The 19,815-nt window shown below is 73.3% G+C and carries 19 protein-coding genes; 6 read left to right on the forward strand and 13 right to left on the reverse strand.

What is annotated here, in order from left to right; all coding sequences use genetic code 11:
* Positions 1-4: 4 nt before the first annotated feature.
* Entirely contained in the window at positions 5-2,212 is a 2,208-nt protein-coding gene (locus ACZ6CL_RS14335; protein ID WP_468935622.1) for a hydantoinase B/oxoprolinase family protein, read from the forward strand.
* A gap of 97 nt (positions 2,213-2,309) precedes the next feature.
* Here ACZ6CL_RS14335 and ACZ6CL_RS14340 read toward each other — a convergent pair whose 3' ends face one another.
* Together ACZ6CL_RS14340 and ACZ6CL_RS14345 are read right to left on the reverse strand one after the other, a co-directional pair.
* Positions 2,310-2,999, reverse strand: a complete 690-nt coding sequence (locus ACZ6CL_RS14340; protein WP_468935625.1) for an HAD family hydrolase — start codon at positions 2,997-2,999, stop codon at positions 2,310-2,312.
* 24 nt (positions 3,000-3,023) lie between these two features.
* Positions 3,024-3,527, reverse strand: coding sequence for an Lrp/AsnC family transcriptional regulator (locus ACZ6CL_RS14345; RefSeq protein ID WP_468935628.1), 504 nt, complete (start codon positions 3,525-3,527; stop codon positions 3,024-3,026).
* Positions 3,528-3,779: 252 nt separating this feature from the next.
* Here ACZ6CL_RS14345 and ACZ6CL_RS14350 point away from each other — a divergent pair, with 252 nt between their 5' ends.
* Both ACZ6CL_RS14350 and ACZ6CL_RS14355 read left to right on the forward strand, forming a co-directional pair.
* A complete protein-coding gene (locus ACZ6CL_RS14350) occupies positions 3,780-5,279 on the forward strand; it encodes an FUSC family protein (RefSeq protein WP_468936047.1) in 1,500 nt (499 codons plus the stop codon).
* A gap of 136 nt (positions 5,280-5,415) precedes the next feature.
* A complete protein-coding gene (locus ACZ6CL_RS14355) occupies positions 5,416-6,456 on the forward strand; it encodes a lactonase family protein (RefSeq protein WP_468935630.1) in 1,041 nt (346 codons plus the stop codon).
* A gap of 106 nt (positions 6,457-6,562) precedes the next feature.
* Here ACZ6CL_RS14355 and ACZ6CL_RS14360 read toward each other — a convergent pair whose 3' ends face one another.
* The 5 genes from ACZ6CL_RS14360 to ACZ6CL_RS14380 all read right to left on the reverse strand — a co-directional run bounded on the left by ACZ6CL_RS14360 (position 6,563) and on the right by ACZ6CL_RS14380 (position 11,567).
* The gene (locus ACZ6CL_RS14360; RefSeq protein WP_468935633.1) at positions 6,563-7,564 is read right to left on the reverse strand and encodes a sirohydrochlorin chelatase family protein; all 1,002 of its coding nucleotides are present in this window, start codon (positions 7,562-7,564) and stop codon (positions 6,563-6,565) included.
* Between the two features lie 185 nt (positions 7,565-7,749).
* Complete coding sequence (locus ACZ6CL_RS14365; protein WP_468936050.1) at positions 7,750-8,790, reverse strand: N-acetylglucosamine kinase; 1,041 nt, start codon at positions 8,788-8,790, stop codon at positions 7,750-7,752.
* Positions 8,791-8,812: 22 nt separating this feature from the next.
* Positions 8,813-9,700, reverse strand: coding sequence for an LURP-one-related family protein (locus ACZ6CL_RS14370; RefSeq protein ID WP_468935635.1), 888 nt, complete (start codon positions 9,698-9,700; stop codon positions 8,813-8,815).
* A 39-nt stretch (positions 9,701-9,739) separates the two neighbouring features.
* Entirely contained in the window at positions 9,740-10,417 is a 678-nt protein-coding gene (locus tag ACZ6CL_RS14375) for a uracil-DNA glycosylase (RefSeq protein WP_468935637.1), read from the reverse strand.
* A 58-nt stretch (positions 10,418-10,475) separates the two neighbouring features.
* Positions 10,476-11,567 carry a WD40/YVTN/BNR-like repeat-containing protein gene (locus ACZ6CL_RS14380; protein ID WP_468935639.1) on the reverse strand — a complete coding sequence of 364 codons (1,092 nt, stop codon included), beginning with the start codon at positions 11,565-11,567 and terminating at the stop codon, positions 10,476-10,478.
* Positions 11,568-11,891: 324 nt separating this feature from the next.
* Here ACZ6CL_RS14380 and ACZ6CL_RS14385 point away from each other — a divergent pair, with 324 nt between their 5' ends.
* Complete coding sequence (locus ACZ6CL_RS14385; RefSeq protein WP_468935641.1) at positions 11,892-12,218, forward strand: ArsR/SmtB family transcription factor; 327 nt, start codon at positions 11,892-11,894, stop codon at positions 12,216-12,218.
* Positions 12,219-12,244: 26 nt separating this feature from the next.
* Here ACZ6CL_RS14385 and ACZ6CL_RS14390 read toward each other — a convergent pair whose 3' ends face one another.
* Both ACZ6CL_RS14390 and ACZ6CL_RS14395 read right to left on the reverse strand, forming a co-directional pair.
* Entirely contained in the window at positions 12,245-13,588 is a 1,344-nt protein-coding gene (locus tag ACZ6CL_RS14390; protein ID WP_468935643.1) for an FAD-dependent oxidoreductase, read from the reverse strand.
* 134 nt (positions 13,589-13,722) lie between these two features.
* Entirely contained in the window at positions 13,723-14,400 is a 678-nt protein-coding gene (locus ACZ6CL_RS14395; protein WP_468935645.1) for a DUF305 domain-containing protein, read from the reverse strand.
* A gap of 137 nt (positions 14,401-14,537) precedes the next feature.
* On the opposite strand from ACZ6CL_RS14395, the gene ACZ6CL_RS14400 reads away from it, so the two are divergent.
* The gene (locus ACZ6CL_RS14400; protein ID WP_468935647.1) at positions 14,538-16,019 is read left to right on the forward strand and encodes an LVIVD repeat-containing protein; all 1,482 of its coding nucleotides are present in this window, start codon (positions 14,538-14,540) and stop codon (positions 16,017-16,019) included.
* Between the two features lie 16 nt (positions 16,020-16,035).
* On the opposite strand, the gene ACZ6CL_RS14405 is transcribed toward ACZ6CL_RS14400, so the two are convergent.
* From ACZ6CL_RS14405 to ACZ6CL_RS14415, 3 genes are all read right to left on the reverse strand, one after another.
* On the reverse strand, positions 16,036-16,671 hold the full coding sequence (locus ACZ6CL_RS14405; protein WP_468935649.1) for a TetR/AcrR family transcriptional regulator: 636 nt from the start codon (positions 16,669-16,671) through the stop codon (positions 16,036-16,038).
* Positions 16,672-16,839: 168 nt separating this feature from the next.
* The gene (locus ACZ6CL_RS14410; RefSeq protein WP_468935652.1) at positions 16,840-17,457 is read right to left on the reverse strand and encodes a hypothetical protein; all 618 of its coding nucleotides are present in this window, start codon (positions 17,455-17,457) and stop codon (positions 16,840-16,842) included.
* A gap of 67 nt (positions 17,458-17,524) precedes the next feature.
* Positions 17,525-18,415 carry a LysR family transcriptional regulator gene (locus ACZ6CL_RS14415; RefSeq protein WP_468935655.1) on the reverse strand — a complete coding sequence of 297 codons (891 nt, stop codon included), beginning with the start codon at positions 18,413-18,415 and terminating at the stop codon, positions 17,525-17,527.
* Positions 18,416-18,485: 70 nt separating this feature from the next.
* Here ACZ6CL_RS14415 and ACZ6CL_RS14420 point away from each other — a divergent pair, with 70 nt between their 5' ends.
* Positions 18,486-19,424 carry an EamA family transporter gene (locus tag ACZ6CL_RS14420; protein WP_468935658.1) on the forward strand — a complete coding sequence of 313 codons (939 nt, stop codon included), beginning with the start codon at positions 18,486-18,488 and terminating at the stop codon, positions 19,422-19,424.
* Positions 19,425-19,454: 30 nt separating this feature from the next.
* Here ACZ6CL_RS14420 and ACZ6CL_RS14425 read toward each other — a convergent pair whose 3' ends face one another.
* Positions 19,455-19,781, reverse strand: a complete 327-nt coding sequence (locus ACZ6CL_RS14425) for a deoxyxylulose-5-phosphate synthase (protein ID WP_468935661.1) — start codon at positions 19,779-19,781, stop codon at positions 19,455-19,457.
* Positions 19,782-19,815: the final 34 nt, after the last annotated feature.

Below are 19,815 nucleotides of genomic sequence, written 5' to 3' on the forward strand. Positions count from 1 at the left end.
AACGATGAACACCGCTGCCCCCACACCCCCGGCCGCCGCGAACGGGACGGCCGACCCCGTCACCCACGAGGTGATCCGGCACAAGCTCTGGTCCATCAACGCCGAGGGCGCCACCACCGTCGAGCACGTCTCCGGCTCCCCGGTCGTGCACGCCACCGACTACAACTTCGGCATCTACACGGCCTCCGGCGAGATGGCCGTCATCGGCACCTATCTGCTGACCCCGGTCTACACGGGCGCGATGGCGATCGAGGAGTTCCAGCGCCGCTACGACGACATCGAGCCCGGTGACGTCTTCATCATCAACGACCCCTACATCGCCGCGATGCACCAGAACGACGTGCAGTTCTGCAGCCCGGTCTTCCGGGACGGCGAACTCGTCGCCTGGCTCGGCTGCATGGCCCACCAGGTCGACCTCGGCGGCATGGACCCCGGCAGCTGGTGCACCACCGCCACCGACGTCTACCAGGAGGGCATCCGGATCCCGCCGGGCCGGATCGTCCGCAAGGGGACCGTCAACCAGGAGCTGTGGGACACGATCGTCGCCAACTCCCGCATGGCGGGCACGGTCGCCAACGACTTCCGCGCCTTCCTCGCCGGACTGCGCGTCGCCGAGCGGCGCTTCCACGAGCTGTGCGACCGCTACGGCACCGGCCAGGTGCGCACCACCATGGAGCGCACCCTCGACCACAGCGAGGCCCAGCTGCGGGCCATGCTGGAGGAGCTGCCGGACGGGGTGTACGAGCACACCTCGTACCTCGACCGCCCGGACGGCTCGGGGAACGACGGCGACCAGGGCATCGAACTGCTGGAGGTCCCCTGCCGGATGGAGAAGACCGGCGACCGGCTGGTCTTCGACTTCTCCGACTCCAGCCCGCAGAGCCCCGCGTACGGCATGACCACCCGCGGCGGGCTGCTCGGCGCCGTGGCCACGCTCATGCTGTGCACGTTCGGCGCGGAGATCCACTGGAACCACGGCATCATGCGCCCCGTCGAGGTCAAGGCGCCCGACGGGCTGTGCGTCACCGCCGTGGAGCCGATGCCCGTCAGCGGCGGCGCCGCGGGCGCGAACTGGACGGCGACCTGCTCCGCGGGCGGCGCGATCGCGAAGATGCTCAGCTTCTCCGAGCGTTACGAGAGCTTCGCCTTCGGCCCGAGCGACGGGTCCTGGCAGCTGAGCCAGTTCGGCGGCGCCGACCAGCACGGGCAGCCGTTCGCCTCGATGTACATGGACTCGCTGATGTGGGGCGGGCCCGCCTTCTCCTTCCGCGACGGCGTGGACGCGGGCGGCGCCATGGTCATCCTCGGCGGCGGCGCGACCGACGTCGAACAGCAGGAGATGCGGCATCCGCTGATGTACCTGTGGCGCCGTCAGGTCGCCGACTCCGGCGGCGCGGGCACCTACCGCGGCGGCAACGGCATCCAGTTCGCCCTCACCCCGATCGACACCCCGGAGGTGACCGGCGTCCTCGGCACCCACGGGGTGTCGCTGCCGAACCGCACCGGCCTCTTCGGCGGTCTGCCCGGCTCGTGCGCCCGCTTCGAGCGCGTCACCTCCGCCGAGCCGCTGGAGCGGCTCGCGGGCGGGCGGGCCATCACCCGGCTCGCCGACCTCGGCGGCAGCCACGAGACGCTGCCCGGCGTCTCCCCGGCGGCCCGCATCGCCCACGGCGACGTCTTCGAGTGCACCGTCCAGAACGGCGGCGGCTACGGCGACCCGCTGCTGCGCGACCCCGCCAAGGTCGCCGCGGACGTGGAGCGCCACGCGGTGACCCCGGAGTCCGCCACCCGGCTGTACGGGGTCGCCCTGACCCCGGGCGGCGGCGTGGACGAGCCCGCGACAAAGGCGCACCGGCAGCGGATCCGCGAGGACCGCCGCGCCCGCATGACGGCCCCGGCCGCCCCGGCCCCCGCCGCCACGGGGGAGCCCACCGGGATCTGGGGCAGCGCTCTGGCCACCTTCCCCGGCCCGGACGGGCGGCAGGCCGCCGCCTGCCGCCACTGCGGGGCCGGGCTCGGCACGCTGTCGGACGGCTGGGAAGCACTCGCGGGCCGCCTGACGCTCGGCCCGGACGACCTGGGCCGGGACGTACGCGTCCACGACGCGCTCACCGTCGTCGCCTACGTCTGCCCGCACTGTGTGACGTCCCTGTGGGTCGACACGGAGCCGGCCGCGGGCAAGCCCTGGCGGGACTTCGCCCCGCGCCCCTGAGGCGCCCTGAGTGGCGCCACGGCCACGCGTGCCCCGGTCCGGTTTCCGGCCGGGGCACGCGTTACGTATCAACTTCCGGCCGGGGTACGCGTGCGTATCAACCGCCGGACGTCACCCAGTCGTACGCCGCCCCCGCGTCGAACTCGCCCTGCCCGCCCCGGAAGATCAGCCCGGCGTGGTCGTACGCCGAGCCGCCACCGGCGGCGTGCTCGTCGTACGGGACGGCGACGCAGCGCATCCCGGCCCGCCGCGCCGCCTCCACCCCGGGTCCGGCGTCCTCGATCACCACACAGTCGGCCGGATCGGTGGCCAGCAGCCGCGCGGCCGCCAGGAAGACATCCGGCTCGGGCTTGCCCCGGCCGGTGTCCTCCGCGGAGACGTACAGCGGCAGCAGCGCGTCCAGACCGGTGGCGGCGAGCGCGGCCTCGATCGCGGACCGGGAGGAGCCGGACGCGACGGCGAGCGGATGCCCGGCGCCGCGCAGCCGCTCGGCGAACGCCCGCATCTCGGGGAAGACGGTGGTGGAGGTGCGGACCAGCTCCAGGTAGTGGCCGTTCTTGACGGCGAGCAGCTCGTCCACCGGCGCGTCGATCGCGTACCGCGCGCGCAGGGTCTCCAGGGTCTCGCGGGTGCCGATCCCGATGAACTGGGTGTGCTCCTCCCAGGTGAAGCCGGTGACGCCGTACTGCGCGAGGGTGCGCTTGCCCGCCTCGTAGTAGTTGGGCTCGCTGTCCACGAGCGTGCCGTCGAGGTCGAAGATCACGGAAGGGGTCCGCCGGAAGCTCATACGGACAGCATGCCAAGGACGTGATCAGGGCCGACGCCGGGTTCCCGCGGTCTGCCCCACCGCGTCGACCAGCGGCAGCATCCGGTGGCGGACCCGCTCCCGGAGCATCACCTCGGTGCGGGTGCGCACCACTCCCGGCTGCTGGATCAGCCGCTGCACGACGTCCTCCAGGTGCTCGTTGTCCCGGGCCACCACCCGGGTCAGCAGATCACCCGCGCCCGTGGTCGAGAACACCTCGATGATCTCCGGGACGGTGGCCAGCGCGTCGCCCACGTCGTCCAGATGGCCCTGGGTGACCTCGATGTGCACGAAGGCCAGCACCGGGTGGCCGAGGGCGGCGGGGGAGAGCGACGGCCCGTAGCCGGTGATCACGCCGTCCCGCTCCAGCCGGTCCAGCCGCGCCTGCACGGTGCCGCGCGCGACGCCCAGCAGCCGGGCGTACTCGCGCACGCTGGTGCGCGGCTCCTCCAGCAGCAGCCGCAGGATCTTCGCGTCGAGCGCGTCCACCGCGCCCACCGGTGCGGGCATGGGCCATCGGCTCCCTCGTGGTCGGTTCGTCCGAGCGGCGACTGTACCAATGGCCCAGCGAAACGGAGATCGCTTGAGCCGATGGTGGCGGGGTGCTTCTCTTGGGGGCAGATGGCGTTGCGCTGGGCTGCGCCGGACGGCAAGGAAGCCGCATCCGGGTCCCCGCAGCGCCTTTGTCATGCCCGGAGGCGAAAGGAACAGGTCACAGCGGTGCTGCGCGGGTTTCAGACGGTGGTGAGGGCGTGCGCGACGATGTTCGCGGCTCCGGATCCGGGGTTGCGGCGGCTGCGGATCTCGGCGCGGGGCGCGCTCGGCGTCGGCTCGGCGGTGGCCGCCGTGGCGTGGGCCGGGCTGCCCCTGACGGCGGCCGTCACGGGCGGGCTCGCGGCGCTTCTCGCGCTCTTCACGGTGGCGGACCCGACGGTGCGGCGGCAGGCCGTCACCACCGCGCTGTTCCCGGCCACAGGGCTTCCGGTGCTGGCGCTGGCCACCGTGCTGCACCGGGTTCCGCTCGGGCGCGACGCGGCCTTCCTCGCGGTGGTCTTCTGCGGGGTCGCGGCCCGGCGGTGGGGGCCGCGCGGCAACGCCCTCGGCATCTTCGCGTTCATGATGTTCTTCGCGGCGCAGTTCCTGGAGGCCGGGTGGCGGGAGCTGCCCGTACTGGCGGTGGCGGTGCCGATGGGCGTGGCGGTGGCCGCGTTCGTCCGGTTCGGCGTGTGGTGCGTCGAGCGGCGTACGCCCGGGGTACCCGCCACGGTGCCGCCCGGCGGGCGGGGATCCGCCCGGCAGGGCCTGGCCCGGCCCGCCACCCGGCAGGCCTTCCAGGCGGCCACTGCCTGCGCCGTCGCGCTCGCCGTCGGCCAGGCGCTCTCCGGGGAGCGGTGGTACTGGGCGGTCGGCACCACCTGGTGGATCTTCGTGAACACCGCCTCGCGCGGTGAGACGCTGGTACGCGGCTTCCGCCGGGTCGTCGGCACCGTCAGCGGCATCGCGGCCGGGCTCGCCGTCGCCGTACCGCTGGACGGGGCCCCGGGGCCCACCGCCGTCCTCGTCGCCGTCTGCGTCTTCGGGATCTTCTACACCGCGCCGCTGTCCTACAGCTGGATGGTGTTCTTCGTGACGCTGATGGCCGGGCTGCTCTACGGCCTGCTCGGCGTGCTGCACCCCGGGCTGCTCGCGCTGCGCCTGGAGCAGACAGCCGTCGGCGCGGTCGCGGCGGGCCTGGCCGTGGCGTTCGTGCTCCCGGTGACCACCCACGCCGCGACGGACGGATGGATCCGGCGCGCCCTGGAGTCCGTACGGCACTGCGCCGCCGACGCCGCGCGGCGGCTCGCGGGGGACCCGGCCGCGGATCCCGCGCCGCACGTCGCCGAGCTGGAGGAGGCCCTGCGGGGACTGCGGATGTCCATCGCCCCGCTGCTGCACCCGCTCAGCCCGCTGCGCGCCCGCCGGGCCCGGGCGCGGCAGGTCATGCTGGCGCTCGACGACTGTGCCCGCCAGGCGCGCGGCCTCGCCGCGCTGGCCGCCGACCCGGTCGCCTCCCACGACGCCCGGCTGACCGCTGCGTGCGCGCGCGTCGAGGCGGCGGTGAGCCGTCTGACCGCCCCCGTGGGCCCGTCCTCCGCCGCTCCCGCTCCCGCCGCCGGACCGCGGCCCCATCCGGCCACGGACCGGGCCCTGGCCCATCTGCACGACCTGGAGGCCGCTCTGACGGGCCTCGCCGACCCGCTGCGCGCCCCCGTGCGGGCCTGAGCGCGCGTCCTCCGGCAGTTCCGCCAACCGGGGCGCGCTGATGGCGCGTCCCGCACGGAATCGTCCATTCCAGAGTCCTGGTCCGGACCGGGCTGTTAGCGTCGGCCGCAAGCGAAACCGCTGGAGAGGCAGCACGGTGAGCACGGAGCAACGGACGTACAGGGCCTACATCGGGTCGTTCACCGAGGCGGGCGGAGCCGGGATCACCGTCGCGGACGTCGACCGTGACACGGGGGCGCTGACCCCGCGCTCCACCACGGACGAGGTGGCCAACCCCTCGTATCTCGCGCTCTCACCCGGCGGCGACGTCCTCTACGCGGTGAGCGAGACGGACGACGGCGCGGCCGCCGCCTTCCGGACCGGCGGGCCCGGCCGCCCGCTCACCCTCCTCGGCGAGCCCGTCCCCGTCCACGGCGCGGCGCCCACCCATCTCGCGCTCGCCGCCGGGCACCTGCTCACCGCCAACTACGGCTCCGGCAGCGTCAGCGCGCTGCCGGTCCGCGAGGACGGCGGGCTCGGGGGGCCGACGGCCGTGCTGCGGCACGAGGGCAGCGGCCCGGTCCGCGAGCGGCAGAGTGAGCCGCACGCCCATCAGGTGCTGCCCGACCCGTCCGGCGGCTGGCTGCTGAGCGTCGACCTCGGCGCCGACGCCGTCTGGGTGTACGAGCCCGCCGGGCCCCGAGCGCACCGGAAGGTCCGGCTCCGGGCGGGGAGCGGGCCGCGTCACCTCGCGTTCCACCCGCGCGGCGACCGCGCGTACGTCGTCAACGAGCTGGATCCGACGGTCACGGTGTGCCGCTGGGACGCGGCGTCCGGCACCCTCGAACCGCTCGGCGAGACCCGGGTCGTCCCACCGGGGACGGACACCGCCACCGTCCCCTCCGAGGTGGTGGTCTCCCCGGACGGCCGCTTCGTCTGGGTGGCCAACCGCGGCCACGACAGCGTCGCGACGCTCGCGCTCGACACCCCGGGCGACCGCATGGAGCTGGTCACCACCACGCCCTGCGGCGGCCACTGGCCGCGTGACCTGGCCCTCGACCCCTCGGGAACCCGGCTCTACGTCGCGAACGAACGCTCGGGCGAGGTGGCCTGGTTCGGCCTCGATCCCACCACCGGGGTGCCGGGGCGCGGCGGTTCGATCGAGGCCCCGGCCGCGTCCTGCGTGATCTTCGGCTGACCGCATGGGCCCGCTTGGGGACGTCATACGGCAGGCCGCGCGCGGGGCGGCACGCCCCGCGCGGCGCGGGCCTCGCGGTTGGAGGGACGATTCAGCGCGGTCCCGGTCAGCGCAGTCCGGAGGACGCCGGAAGCGTGATGCCCAGCGCCGCCGCGTACTTCGACAGCACCAGCTTGCCCACGGCCGGGTACGCGCCGAGCGCGTCGGCGGCGGCGCAGCCCGCTTCCTCGGACGCGGCCCGGATCAGCTCGGAGGAGACCTCCGGGCCGATCAGGTACGGCGCGAGCGCGAGCCGGGCCGAACCGGCGGAGCGCAGCTGCTCGGCGACGCGGACCACGGCCCCGTCCTCGTCCAGCGCGGCGGCCATCACCGGCACGGCGAGGCGCGCGGAGAGCAGCATGCCGGTGATCCCACCGGCGTCCGCCGCCTCGCCGCCGCCCACGGTGGCCAGGATGATGCCGTCCGCGGCGGTCGCCACCGTGAAGAGGCGGGCCCGGTCGGCGCGGGCGAGGCCCGCTTCCGACAGCCGGACGTGCAGACCCTCCGCGAGCAGCGGGTGCGGGCCGAGGACGTCGGTGAGTTCGGCGGCGGAGCCGCTGCTCATGATCGACTGGCGTATCCGGCGCAGCAGCGCGTTGTCCGGGCCCGCGAGCAGCGGGACCACCACGGCCGACGGGCCGTCGGTCGGGACGGCGGGCGGCGGAGGCATCTCCGGGATCTCCTCGCCCGCGGCCTCGGCCGCGGCGATCGCCTCCGCGGTGGCGGCGGCGGTGGCCTTGGCGGCCTCCCGCGCCTGGCGCAGCCGCTCGGTGCGGTCCTGGACGGCGCGCGCGAGCACGGTCTCCAACTGCGGGAACTCCTCGTTCCCGCCTTCCACGTCCACGTAGCCGACCTGGGCGTCGAGGCCGGGCAGCTCGGAGCGGGCGATGCTCACGATCTCCTCGGCCAGGCCCCGGGTGGCGGCTTCGGGGGTCCCCGGAACGGCCAGCACCAGCGGCGGTGCGCCCACGGGTGCGGCCGCGGGCTCCGGGCGGCGGTGCCGTCCGGGCTGGCGGGGACGCGGCATTCGTACTGGCAGGCCGGACGCGGGCCCTGTGGGGGAGCTCATGGCGCCGCATGTTAGTCGCTCTATAGGGTTGGCTGTTCGGGAGGGGTGCGACTGGGCGTTTTCTGTCCCCTTTTGCCGAGCCTTGCTGTTCGGTGCTGTGCGGTGGGCGAACGGAGCTGCTCGCATAACCGATAGGGTGTCCGTAATCCGTAACGGCCGCCCCGGCTATCGGTGGTGGTCGTCGTTCACCCCTCGGTGATGACGCTCAGCAGTGCCGCGTCGAGCGGCAGCCGCAGCTCCCCGGCGGCGAGCGCCGCCGCGATGCGCAGGGCGCCGTCCAGCGGGTCACCGGCCGGCTCGGTGACCCGGACCCCCGGCAGCCGTGCGGCCAACTCGGCGCGCAGGGGCGTCAGCAGGGGCGCGCCCATGCGGAAGAGGCCACCGGTCAGCGCGATCTCACCGGCCGCCGGGCGGGGGCACACCGCCGCCGCGGCCTGGGCGATGTGGCGGGCGGCGTCCCGCAGGATCGCCTCCGCGACCGGATCGGCCCCGGCGGCGCACCGGCCGACCTCCGGCGCGAAGGAGGCCAGGACGGCGGGCCGGTCGGGGCGCGGGTACAGCTGTCCCGGGAGTTCACCGGCCGGGCCGAAGACCGCCTCCAGCCGGGCCAGCAGCGGCCGTGAGCCCCCCTCGCGCCCGTCGTACGCGCGCATCGCGGCCTCCAGACCGGCCCGCCCGATCCACGCCCCGCCGCCGCAGTCGCCCAGCAGATGCCCCCAGCCGTCGGCCCGCCGCCACCCGGGCGCGGCGTCGCCCGGGTGGCCCGAGCCGTCCGTACGGCCGTCCGCCGCGCGCCCATTCCACGGCAGGGGCACCGCGCCCAGCGCGATCAGGCCCGTGCCCGCGGCGACCACGGCGCCGGGCCGCTGGCCGAGCGCCCCGGCGTAGCCGGTCACCGCGTCCGCCGCGAGCGCGAGGCGGCGCACGCCGAACTCCTCCGCGAGCGCGCCCGGCAGCGTCGCCCGCAGATCGTCGCCGAGCGAGGCCATCCCCGCGGCGCCCACGCAGACGGCGGCCGGACGCGGCGCCCCGGCCCGGCGCAGCAGCTCATGGGCGGCGGGCAGCACCCGCTCCAGCAGCCCGGCCGCGTCGATGCCCCGGTCGCCGATCCCGGCGGGGATGGCTGAGGCCCAGGTCAGCGGCGTCTCCGCGGAACCGCTGAGCTGGGCCTCGGCGCGCGCCACGGCCACCCGTACGCCCGATCCGCCCGAGTCGATCCCGAGCACATGTGCCGTATCGTCCACCGGCTCAGCCGAACCCGCGCGCGTCCTGCTTGAGCGCGGTGTCCACGGTCAGGGCGGTGGCGACCACGAGGCTCAGCAGCGGGTCGGGAAGCTGACGGTGGATCTGCAGGACGTAGTTGTCCGCCGTCGTGAACATGGTCTTCGCCAGGCCTTCCCAGGTCTTGGTGATCCGGGCGATCTCGGTCTCGGTGTGGTCGACGATGGAGAAGTTCCAGGCGCGCCAGTTCTCCGCCTTGATGGCCCCGATCTGCTGGCCGTTGACCTGTATCCCGAAGTTGATCTTGCCGATGGCGTTCTGCTGGACGATTTCGCCGACCGGCTGGCCGTCCGGGCGCTCCACCAGCACCTTGGACTTGATGAACTTGGCCGGGCGGGTGAGCACCAGATGCGGCTGCCCGGCCGCGTCCCGGATCTCCAGCTTGTGCGTCATGAACTGGTCGAGGCTCGACACGAACCGCGCGACCTTCTTGAGCGTGCTCTGACCGACCTGGACCACCGACCCGATGGTCTGGCCGTGCTGGTCGAAGACGCTGTACTCATTGGTCAGCTCGATCAGCTTGGCCTTCTGGTTCACCACCAGCACCGGCTCGGTGAACAGCGAGCCGCCACCGCCCGCGGCCGGGGCGACGTGCGCCTGCTGCTGCACCTGGTGCTGGACCTTGGCCGGGTTGGGGTGCGGCTGGGCGGGCTGACCGTGCTGCCCCGGCTGGTGCTGCCCCGGCTGGGCGGCGTACCCCGGCTGCGGGGAGTACCCCGGCTGGGCCGCCTGCACCGGCTGCTGGCCCGGGTGGGTGTGCTCGGTCCACTGGGCGCCGTCCCACCAGCGCAGCTGGTTGGGGGTGCCCTGCGGGTCGGCGTACCAGCCCGCAGGGGTGTTCGGATGTGTCGTCATGGCGGGCAGACTACCCCTCGCCCACCTGGAAAGAAGCGCTCAGGGAAGGCGCCAGTCGACGGGTTGCGCCCCCTGCTGTACGAGCAGGTCATTGGCCCGGCTGAACGGGCGCGAACCGAAGAAGCCCCGGTCGGCCGACATGGGGGAGGGGTGCGCGGACTCGACCGAGGGGAGCGGCCCCAGCAGCGGCCGTACGTTGCGCGCGTCGCGGCCCCACAGGATGGACACGAGCGGACGCCCGCGCCCGGCGAGCGCCCGGATCGCCTGCTCGGTGACCTCCTCCCACCCCTTGCCGCGGTGTGCGGCGGGGCGGCGCGGCGCGGTGGTGAGCGCCTTGTTGAGCAGCAGCACGCCCTGCTGGGTCCAGGGCGTCAGATCGCCGTTGGACGGGCGCGGCAGCCCGAGGTCGCTGTGCAGCTCGCGGTAGATGTTCTCCAGGCTGCCGGGCAGCGGCCGCACCTCCGGCGCCACCGAGAAGCTCAGCCCCACCGCGTGACCGGGCGTCGGATACGGGTCCTGGCCCACGATGAGGATCTTCACCTCGTCGAAGGGCTGCTGGAAGGCGCGCAGCACATTCGGTCCGGAGGGCAGATAGGTGCGGCCCGCCGCGATCTCGGCCCGCAGGAAGTCACCCATCGACGCGATGCGCTCTTCCACGGGCTCAAGTGCCTTGGCCCAGCCCGGTTCGACAATTTCCTTCAACGGTCGTGCAGCCACACCGCGTCACTCTAGTGGCTCAGCCCGTGGCCGCGTGCCGTCCGACCCGGTCACGGTCTCATCCGATCACCGCCGCTCGCACACAGAGCACATCAGGAAGGTGCTGGGCGATCTGTTGCCAACTCTCGCCCTCGTCCGCGCTCGCGTACACCTCGCCGTTGCGATTGCCGAAATACACCCCCACCGGGTCCGCGTCGTCCGTACGGAGCGCGTCCCGCAGCACCACCCCGTAGTGAGGTTCGCCCGGCAGCCCGGCGGACCGCTCCTCCCAGGACGCGCCCGCGTCCTGGGTGCGGTAGACCCGGCAGCGGTAGCCCGGCGGATAGCGGTCCGAGCCGTCGGACGCGGGGAAGAGATAGGCGACCCCGCCGCGCCGCGGATGGGCGGCGATCGCGAACCCGAAGTCGGCGGGCAGCCCCTCGCCGATCTCCGACCAGTGCGCCCCGCGGTCGTCGCTGCGGTACACCCCGCCGTGGTTCTGCAGATACAGCCGGTCGGGATCGGCCGCGTCCTGAGCGATCTTGTGCACGCACTGCCCGAACTCCGGATACTGATCGGGCAGGAACTCCGCCCGCAGTCCGCTGTTCGACGGCGCCCAGCTCGCCCCGCCGTCCGTCGACCGGTACACCCCGCCCGACGAGACGGCCACCGTCACCGCCTCGGCGTCCCGGGGGTCGGTGACCACCGTGTGCACCGCCTGGCCGCCGAACCCCGCGCCCCACTCGGGCCGCTGCGGGTGGTCCCACAGGCTCCGCACGAAGTCGAAGGTCTCCCCGCCGTCCTCGGAGCGGAACAGCGCGCCCGGCTGGGTGCCCGCGTAGACCACCTCGGGCGCGGCGGGCCCGGCCGGGTGCAGCTGCCACACCCGCTCCAGCGAGGTGTCGGTCCCCTCCGGGAACCGGACCGCGGGCCGGGCGGGTTCGTGCCAGCTCTCCCCGAGGTCGTCGGAGCGGAAGACCGACGGGCCCCAGTGGGAGCTGTCCGCACCGGCCAGCAGCCGCGGCGCGCCGGAGCGGCGGGTGTCGATGCCGACGGAGTACACCGCCTGCATGGGGAAGTGCGGTCCGGTGAAGTCCCAGTCCGGGCCGGTGCGGCGGCGGCCGAGGAAGAGACCCTTGCGGGTGCCGACGGCGAGCAGAACATCGTCCATGACGGACTCACTCCTTGGGGCGTAGGGAGAGGTGAGGGGATGAAGAGGCGCGATGAGGGAGATGAGGATGTGTCCGACATCACAGAGTCTGCACCCCGCCACTGACAACGGCCCGTGGAAGCGTCTTCCCGCAGGTCGGCGCGGGTGTCTCGCGGGTGACGCGTCCGGCGTTCAGGAAGCCGCGCCGCGCCCGGCGGTGGTGTAGTACGACGGATGTCAAACTACGAGAAGCTTCGTACCATGGTGGGCCCCGGAACGACGCGGTGAGGAGCGGCACTCGTGCGGACGCGGAGCACACCTCAGACGCAGGGGACGGGCCGTTCGATGGAGCACCCGCGGCGCGAGGACATCCGGCTGGAGGGCGTGCTGCACGCGCTGTCCGACCCCATGCGGCTGCGGGTGGTGCGGACCCTGGCCGAGGAACGCTGCGACCTGTTCTGTTCGGTGTTCGACCTGCCCGTCAGCAAGTCCACCAGCACTCACCACTTCCGGGTGCTGCGCGAATGCGGCGTGATCCACCAGATCTACCAGGGCACCGCCAAGCTGAACGCCCTGCGCCGCGAGGACCTGGACGCGCTGTTCCCCGGCCTGCTCGACAGCGTCATCGCCGCCGTCGTCCGCCAGGACGACCGGGCGGGCGGCCCCGGCTGAGGCGCGGGGGCCGGTCCGGGGCGGGTTCAGTCCTCCCCACGCGCCGCGCCCAGCAGCCCCGTCCAGTCCGGGATCTTCACCTTCGTACGTCCCAGCGCCTCCCCGAGCGTCGCCTCCGCCGCCTCGATCCGCAGCCAGCCGGTCCACTCGACCGGCTCCACGCCCGCCGCGCGCAGCGCGGCGAGGGGGTCCTCGGCCACCGGCCGCGCCGCCAGCACGTCCGCGTCGGCGAGCAGCGAGGCGACCGTCTCCTTGGCGCACGGACGGTTGGTGCCGATCACCCCGGTCGGCCCGCGCTTGATCCACCCCGCCACGTACTCGCCGGGCGCGGGCACACCGCCGCGCAGCACCCGCCCCGCCTCGTTCGGCACGGTGCCCCGCCGCTCGTCGAACGGCAGCCCCGGCAGCGGTACGCCGCGGTAGCCCACCGACCGCAGCACCAACTGCGCCGCGATGTCCTCGAAGACGCCCGTGCCCGCCACCCCGCCCCGCCCGTCCGGCGCGGTCCGCTCGAACCGTACGGCGCGCACCGCGCCCTCGCCGAGCAGCGCCGCGGGCCGCAGGAAGAAGCGCAGCCGGATGCGGCGCGGACGGCCCATGGGCGCGCGCTGTGACCAGTCGCGCAGCACCTCGACGTTGCGGCGGCCGGCCGCGGGCAGCCCCGAAGGGTCGCCGTACGCCGGGTCCAGCGCCAGCTCCTCGGGGCGTACGAGCACATCGGCACCGGTCAGCGAGCCCAGCTCGCGCAGCTCCTTGGTGGTGAACTTCGCCTGCGACGGACCGCGGCGGCCGACCACATGGACATCGGCGACCCGGCTGTCGGCGAGCGCGCCGAGGGCGAGATGGGGGACGTCGGTGGGCCGCAGCTCCTCCGCCCCGCGGGCCAGGATGCGCGCCACGTCCAGCGCGACATTGCCGACCCCGACGACGACGGCGGAGCGCGCGCCGAGCGCGAAGGCGTCGCCGGGGGCGTCCGGATGGGCGCTGTACCAGGAGACGAACTCGGTGGCGGAGTAGCTGCCGGGCAGCTCCTCGCCGGGCACGCCGAGCCGCCGGTCCGTCGCCGCGCCCACGCAGTAGACCACCGCGTGGTAGAGCCCCAGCAGCCGCTGCGGCACCAGCGGCGGGGGACCCACGTGCACGTTGCCGAGGAAGCTGACCCGTGGGTGCTCCAGGACCGCGCGCAGGGTGTTCTGCAGCGACTTGATCTTCTCGTGGTCGGGGGCGACGCCGTAGCGCACCAGCCCGTACGGGCACGGCAGCCGGTCCAGCACATGCACCGACACCTCGGGCACGGCCTGCTGCTGGACGAGCGACTGGGCGGCGTAGACACCGCTCGGCCCGGATCCCACGACGGCGACGCGAAGCACGGAGGAACTCCTTCCGCAGGCTGTCTCCAGCATCCCACCCGGCGGGCCCGAGCGCGCAGGTCCCGGCGCTCAGGCGCGCCGCTCACCTCAGCCGTCCACGCCCGGCGCTCAGGCTCGCCGCTCACCTCAGCCGCTCACGTCAGCCTCCGCATCCGGCGGATCTCGCTGTTCTGCTGCGCGATCACATCGTTGGCCATCTCCTCCACCCGGACGTTGTTGCCCCGGCCCAGCACGTCCGTGGCCATGGAGAGCGCGCCCCGGTGGTGGGCGATCATCAGCTTGAGGAAGAGCGCGTCGAAGTCGGCGCCCTCGGCGGCGCGCAGCGCGTCCAGCTGCTTCGGCGTGGCCATGCCGGGCATGTCCGCCGTCCCGCCGTGGTGGTGCCCACCCTCCGACCCCTGGGCGCCGCTGGTGGTCTGCTGCCAGCCCCGCATCGCGTCGATCTCCGGCCCCTGCGCCGCCGCGATGCGCTCGGCGAGCCGTCTGACCTCGGCCGATCTCGCGCGGTCCGGCGCGAGGTCGGTCATGACCAGGGCCTGCTGATGGTGCTCGATCATCATGGTGACGTACGCGCGGTCGGCGGCGTTGGGGGAGTCGTCGTCGCCCGCCTTCGCCGCCTCCTCGGCCGACAGCGTCCGCGCCGCCTCGCCCGGCCGCCCCGGGGCGATCACCGCGGGCTTCCCGTCCGTCCCCTGCCCGGTGTCCTGCCTGCCGCCCTCGGCCTCACAGCCGGTGAGGGCGAGCATCGCGGCGATGGCCGTAGCCGCGAACGCGAGGGATGCGGCGTGATGCCTCGTGCGCCGGTGCAACACCGTTACCTCCAGGGGAAGTCGGGATTTTGTATGACGACTATGTTGCCGCCTGTTGTGGTGTACATGAGAGGCGCGATACTGCCCACGTCCCATGAACCGTTCAACTCCGAGCGGGCGCAGGACATAGGGAGGACGCAGTGAAGCCGTGGGAAAGATCCCCGCAGCGGCGCAGATACCTCGGTGCGGCCGTAGCCGCCTTCGGCCTGGTGGCCTCGTTGCTGGCGGCGAGCCCCGCGGTCGCGACACCGGACCCCGGTGACGCGCCGCGCGGCGAGCGGGTGACGAAGGGTCAGGCATCCGACACCAGGACCGCCATCGAGAACGGCGAGATCCCCGGGGTGGACGAGATCGTTCACAGCGACAACGTCAGTCACCTCACCAACATCCCCAAGCAGGACCTCAAGGGAACCAACTCGGACCTCGCTTTCCAGGGCAAGTACGCCTTCGCGGGCAACTACGACGGCTTCGTCATCTACGACGTCAGCCGTCCGAAGCGCCCGAAGGTCGTCAGCCAGGTGCTCTGCCCCGGCGCGCAGAACGACGTATCGGTCTCCGGGGACCTGCTCTTTCTCTCCACCGACTCCTCGCGTAGCGACAACTCCTGCACCAGCACCACGCAGCCCGCCACCGAGAAGTCCTCCTGGGAGGGCATGAAGGTCTTCGACATCAGCGACAAGCGCAACCCGCGCTATGTCGCCGCCGTCGAGACCTCGTGCGGTTCGCACACCCACACCCTGGCGCCCGACCGCAAGAACGTGTACGTCTACGTCTCCTCGTACTACCCCAGCGAGACGTTCCCGGACTGCCAGCCTCCGCACGACGGCATCTCCGTCATCAAGGTGCCCCGCAAGGCGCCCGAGAAGGCCGCGGTCATCGACTTCCCGGTGCTCTTCCCGGACGGCGGCAACCCTGGCGGCCCCAGCAACCCGGGCGTCTCCCAGACCACCGGCTGCCATGACCTCACCGCGTTCCCCGAGCTGAAGCTGGCGGCGGGCGCGTGCATGGGCGACGGCATCCTGCTGGACATCGCCAACCCGGCGAAGCCACGGGTCCTCGACCGGGTCGAGGACAACGTCAACTTCGCCTTCTGGCACTCGGCGACCTTCAACGAGCGCGGAAACAAGGTCGTGTTCACCGATGAGCTGGGCGGCGGCGGTGCCGCGACGTGCAACGAGGCGACCGGCCCGAAGCGCGGTGCCGACGGCATCTACGACATCGTCGGCAAGGGCGACAAGCGGAAGCTGGTCTTCAAGAGCTACTACAAGATCCCGCGCCACCAGGCCGCCACCGAGAACTGCGTCGCCCACAACGGCTCGCTGATCCCCGCCAAGGGCCGCGACATCATGGTCCAGGCGTGGTACCAGGGCGGCGTGTCCATCTGGGACTTCACCGACTCCACCCGCCCGAAGGAGATCGGCTACTTCGAGCGCGGCCCGATCTCGGCCGACGCGCTGGTCGGCGGCGGCTCCTGGTCCGCGTACTACTACAACGGCTACATCTACTCGAACGACATGACCAAGGGCTTCGACGTCCTGAAGGTCGACGACCGGCGCACCGACAGCGCCCGGTCGGTGCGGCTGCGCGAGCTGAACGTCCAGACGCAGCCCGACTACCGCTGACGGCCCGCCCGATCACTCACCCGCGCTGAGGGACCCCGCCGGGCGGCTCACCGCCCGGCGGGGCCCCCAGGCCCCAGTCCAGCGCGTAGCGCTGGAACAGCTCCGCCCGCAGCCGCTCGGGCTCCATCGGCGCCCCCGGCAGCAGCACCGCGACCACCGCGCCCATCAGCAGCGCGCGCAGCAGCCGGTAGTCGGCCTCCGGGTCCGGGGAGCCGTAGCGGGTCACCGTGTCGCGCAGCAGGGCGGCCAGCCGCTGCTGCTCCGGGCACTGGATGAACCCCTCCGCCGTGAGGATCCCCGCCATGTGCGTACGCATCAGCCGCGGTCGCTCCCGGGCGAGCCCCAGGATGGCGTCGATCGCGCGCGCCAGCAGCTCGCGCCCGGCGTCCTCGCCCTCCGGGCGCGGCTCGCGCTCCAGGGCCCCGGCCAGCTGCATGTGCATCAGCCGGTGCACGGCGGTCTGCAGCAGCTGGCGCTTGCCCGGGAAGTAGTACGAGACCAGCCCACGGGCCGCCCCCGCCCGGTCGGCGATATCGGCGAGCGTCGTCGCCTCGTAGCCGCGCTCACCGACCAGTTCGACCGTCGCCTGCAGCAGACGGGCCTGGGACCGGCGGCGCAACTCCTCATTGACCGATGGGCTGCGGGGGGACATGCTGTTAGCTCCTGCGTTGGCTGGCTGCGAGCCAATATACTCAGGCGGCAGGATGCCGTCCGGCGATCTTTCGAGGATGGCTTGTTACCACCGCCGGTTCGGGCGACGCGGGGGATCGTCCGAACCGGCGGTTTCAGCCCCTCAGGAGCAGTACGGACAGGACGAACGTCAGCGCGCCGACACGACGGTGAAGTCGAACTGGCTGATCTCGTCGAAGCCGCACTGGTCGTCCTCGCCGTAGGAATACCCCTGGGTGAAGAAGTAACCGGTGCCCGCCTTGGCGGACTTGGCGATCTTGATGCGCATCGTGGCGTCCGTGTGCTCGCCCGGCTTGACCATGCCCAGCGTGGCGAAGTCGTAGTTGTCGAGCGGCTCCGCGCCCTCGCCCTCGATCGGCTTCCAGGCACCGGTCTCCGGGTTGAACCACTCGACCGCCATGCCGAGTTCGGCGATGTCGTCGATCTCGGGGTCGGCGGTGCCGGGATAGAGGCCGATGACGGTCTCCATCACCGTGACGGTGGAGACGTTGGTGACGCGATAGGTGAACTCGTGCCATCCGGACCCGGCGACGATGGTGCCGGGCAGCCCGCGCAGCCCCGTCTTTCCGCGTTCCTCGTCAGGAATCCCGGAGCAGAACGCCGGGCGGGTGTACGTCGGGGACGGCGACGGCTCGGCGGCGACCGAGGGCGCGTCGCCCGTCGCGTGCGCGGCGGGGACGGCGAGCAGTGACGCGGAGCCGAGAGCGGCGACGGCGGCGGCTGCCGACAGGGCACGTCGAAGCTTCATCTGATTCCAATCAGGAAATCCGAGGGTGGGCGCTTACATGACCCACCGCCCCCTCACAGGGTTGCGCTCAGCGGGGAGCGAAGATCCGGCCCTCTCCGGTCCGATCGGCCGCGATGACCTGGTGGGCCAGTGCCACCAGGTCCGGGATGGCCGGGTGGCCAAGCCCCTCGCGCCAGGCCAGGACGACGGGAACGGCCGGTGCGTCCGCGAGCGGCCGGAAGGCCAGCGAGGGGAGTGCGTGATGGCTCGGGGTGGCCGAGGTGGAGATCCCCACGGCGCGGCCCGCCGCGATGGCGATGAGCCACTCGTCGGTGTTGGCCACCTCGATGGTCGCGACGGGGCGGGCCGCCGGCGGCCACAGGTCCATCGTCGTGTTGCCGGAGACGGTGTTGACGGCTATCCGGTGGGCGGCGAGGTCCGCCAGGGTGATCCGGGGGAGCGCCGCCAGCGGGCTGTCCGCGGGCATGACCACCAACCGCTCCTCCGTCATCAGCGACTCCGTACGGAGCCCGGCCTCGGTGATCTCGCCGCGCAGCAGGGCCGCGTCGACCTTCCCCTGGGTCAGGCCCCCTGTGCGGTCGTCGATGCGGAGCAGCTTCAGCGGAGTGCCGGGGTGGGTCTCGTCCCAGCGGCGCAGCAGCGGGACGGTGTGGTCGCCGAGCGCCGCCCAGGGGTGGCCCACCCGTAGCGGCCAGCTCCGCAGGCCCCGGGGGTCGAGAGCGGTCTCGACGGCGGCCACGGCGGCGAGGGCCTTGTCGCGGAACGTATGGCCCTCCGCGGTCAGCTCCAGGTGGTGCGTCGAGCGGTCGACGAGCCGGGCGCCGAAGTGATCCTCCAGCTGGCGCAGCGTGCGGGAGAGCGCGGGCTGGCTCAGATGGAGACGGGCGGCGGCACGGGTGACGTTGCCCTCCTCGGCGATGGCGAGGAAGGCGCGCAGATGCCGCAGCTCGATGGTCATGTCTGAGGAGCATAACCGCAGGGGACTCCGCATTTCACAGGGCCTGGACCGGGTTCCTAGCGTGAGGCCCATGAGATCCCCGGCGCACAGTTCCTCCGCGACGACGACCGCTCCTGTCCTCCTCCGCCACGCCCCCGGCCGTGGCACTCCCGGCGGCGTCGGCCTGGTGCTGGCGGGCACCGTGTCCGTGCAGTTCGGATCGGCGTGCGCCGCGCTGCTGTTTCCCCGGGCCGGGGCGCTCGGCACGGTCGCGCTGCGGGTGACGATCGCCGCGTTGCTGCTGCTGGTCATCACCCGGCCCCGGCTGCGCGGATACGCGCGCACCGACTGGGCCGTGGTCTGCGGGTTCGGGTTGGCCCTCGGCGGCATGAACATCCTCTTCTACCAGGCCATCGCCCGTATCCCCCTCGGGGCGGCGGTCACCCTCGAAGTCCTCGGACCGCTGCTGCTGTCGGTCATCGCCTCGCGCCGCGCCGCCAGCCTGCTGTGGGCCGGTCTCGCCCTGGCCGGGGTGTACCTGCTGGGATACGGCGGATTCGACCAACTGGGCGCCGGGGGCGTCGCCTTCGCGCTCGGCGCCGGGGTGATGTGGGCGGCGTACATCGTGCTCAACGCCCGTGCCGGTGCGCGCTTCCCCCGGCTGGACGGCCTGACGATCGCGATGTCCGTCGCCGCGCTGCTCAGCCTGCCGCTGGGCGTCGGGGCCTCGGGCGGGGCGTTGCTGGAACCGGTGGCCCTCGGCCTGGGCCTGGCGATCGCGGTGCTGAGTTCGGGCGTGCCCTACGCGCTGGAACTGCTGGCTCTGCGACGGCTGCCCGCGGCGACCTTCGCGGTGCTGACGAGCCTGGCCCCGGCCGTCGCCGCGCTGGCGGGCTATCTGGTGCTCGACCAGGGCCTGTCGCTGCCGCAGTGCGCGGCGATCGCGATGGTGGTCGCGGCGAGCGCGGGCGCGGTGCGGACGGGCGCCGACGCGCGTCGCGGGGAGAAAAGGCACAGGCAAGGAGAGTGAATACCCACTCCTAGCCACTCTCAGCTCCGGTCAGAGGTCGCGGCGGACCAGGGCCTGCTGGAACGGCTCCCCGGTGGCCCGGGCGTAGGCCATCCGCTCGCGCACCTCGTGAAGGGTGCGCGGGCGGTAACCGGGGCCTCCGCAGCAGCTCTTGTGGAAGCGCACCCCCGCGTGGAGCAGTACGGACAGCACCCGCCAGCCCGCCGCGTCCCGTCGGCGCGGCGGGGCGAAGGCGGACCCCACGTGAATCATCGGCTGTGCGCAGCGCGGGCAGAGCCGTTCGTGGTCACCGGGGTAGGGCTGCTTGTACGAGGCCCGGCACGGCAGGCACACGTACGAGGTCTTCGCGTGAGGCATGCGCTCAGGCTAGGGGCCCCGGCCGTGGTGGAGC

This window comes from Streptomyces sp. NPDC041200 (assembly GCF_055591805.1).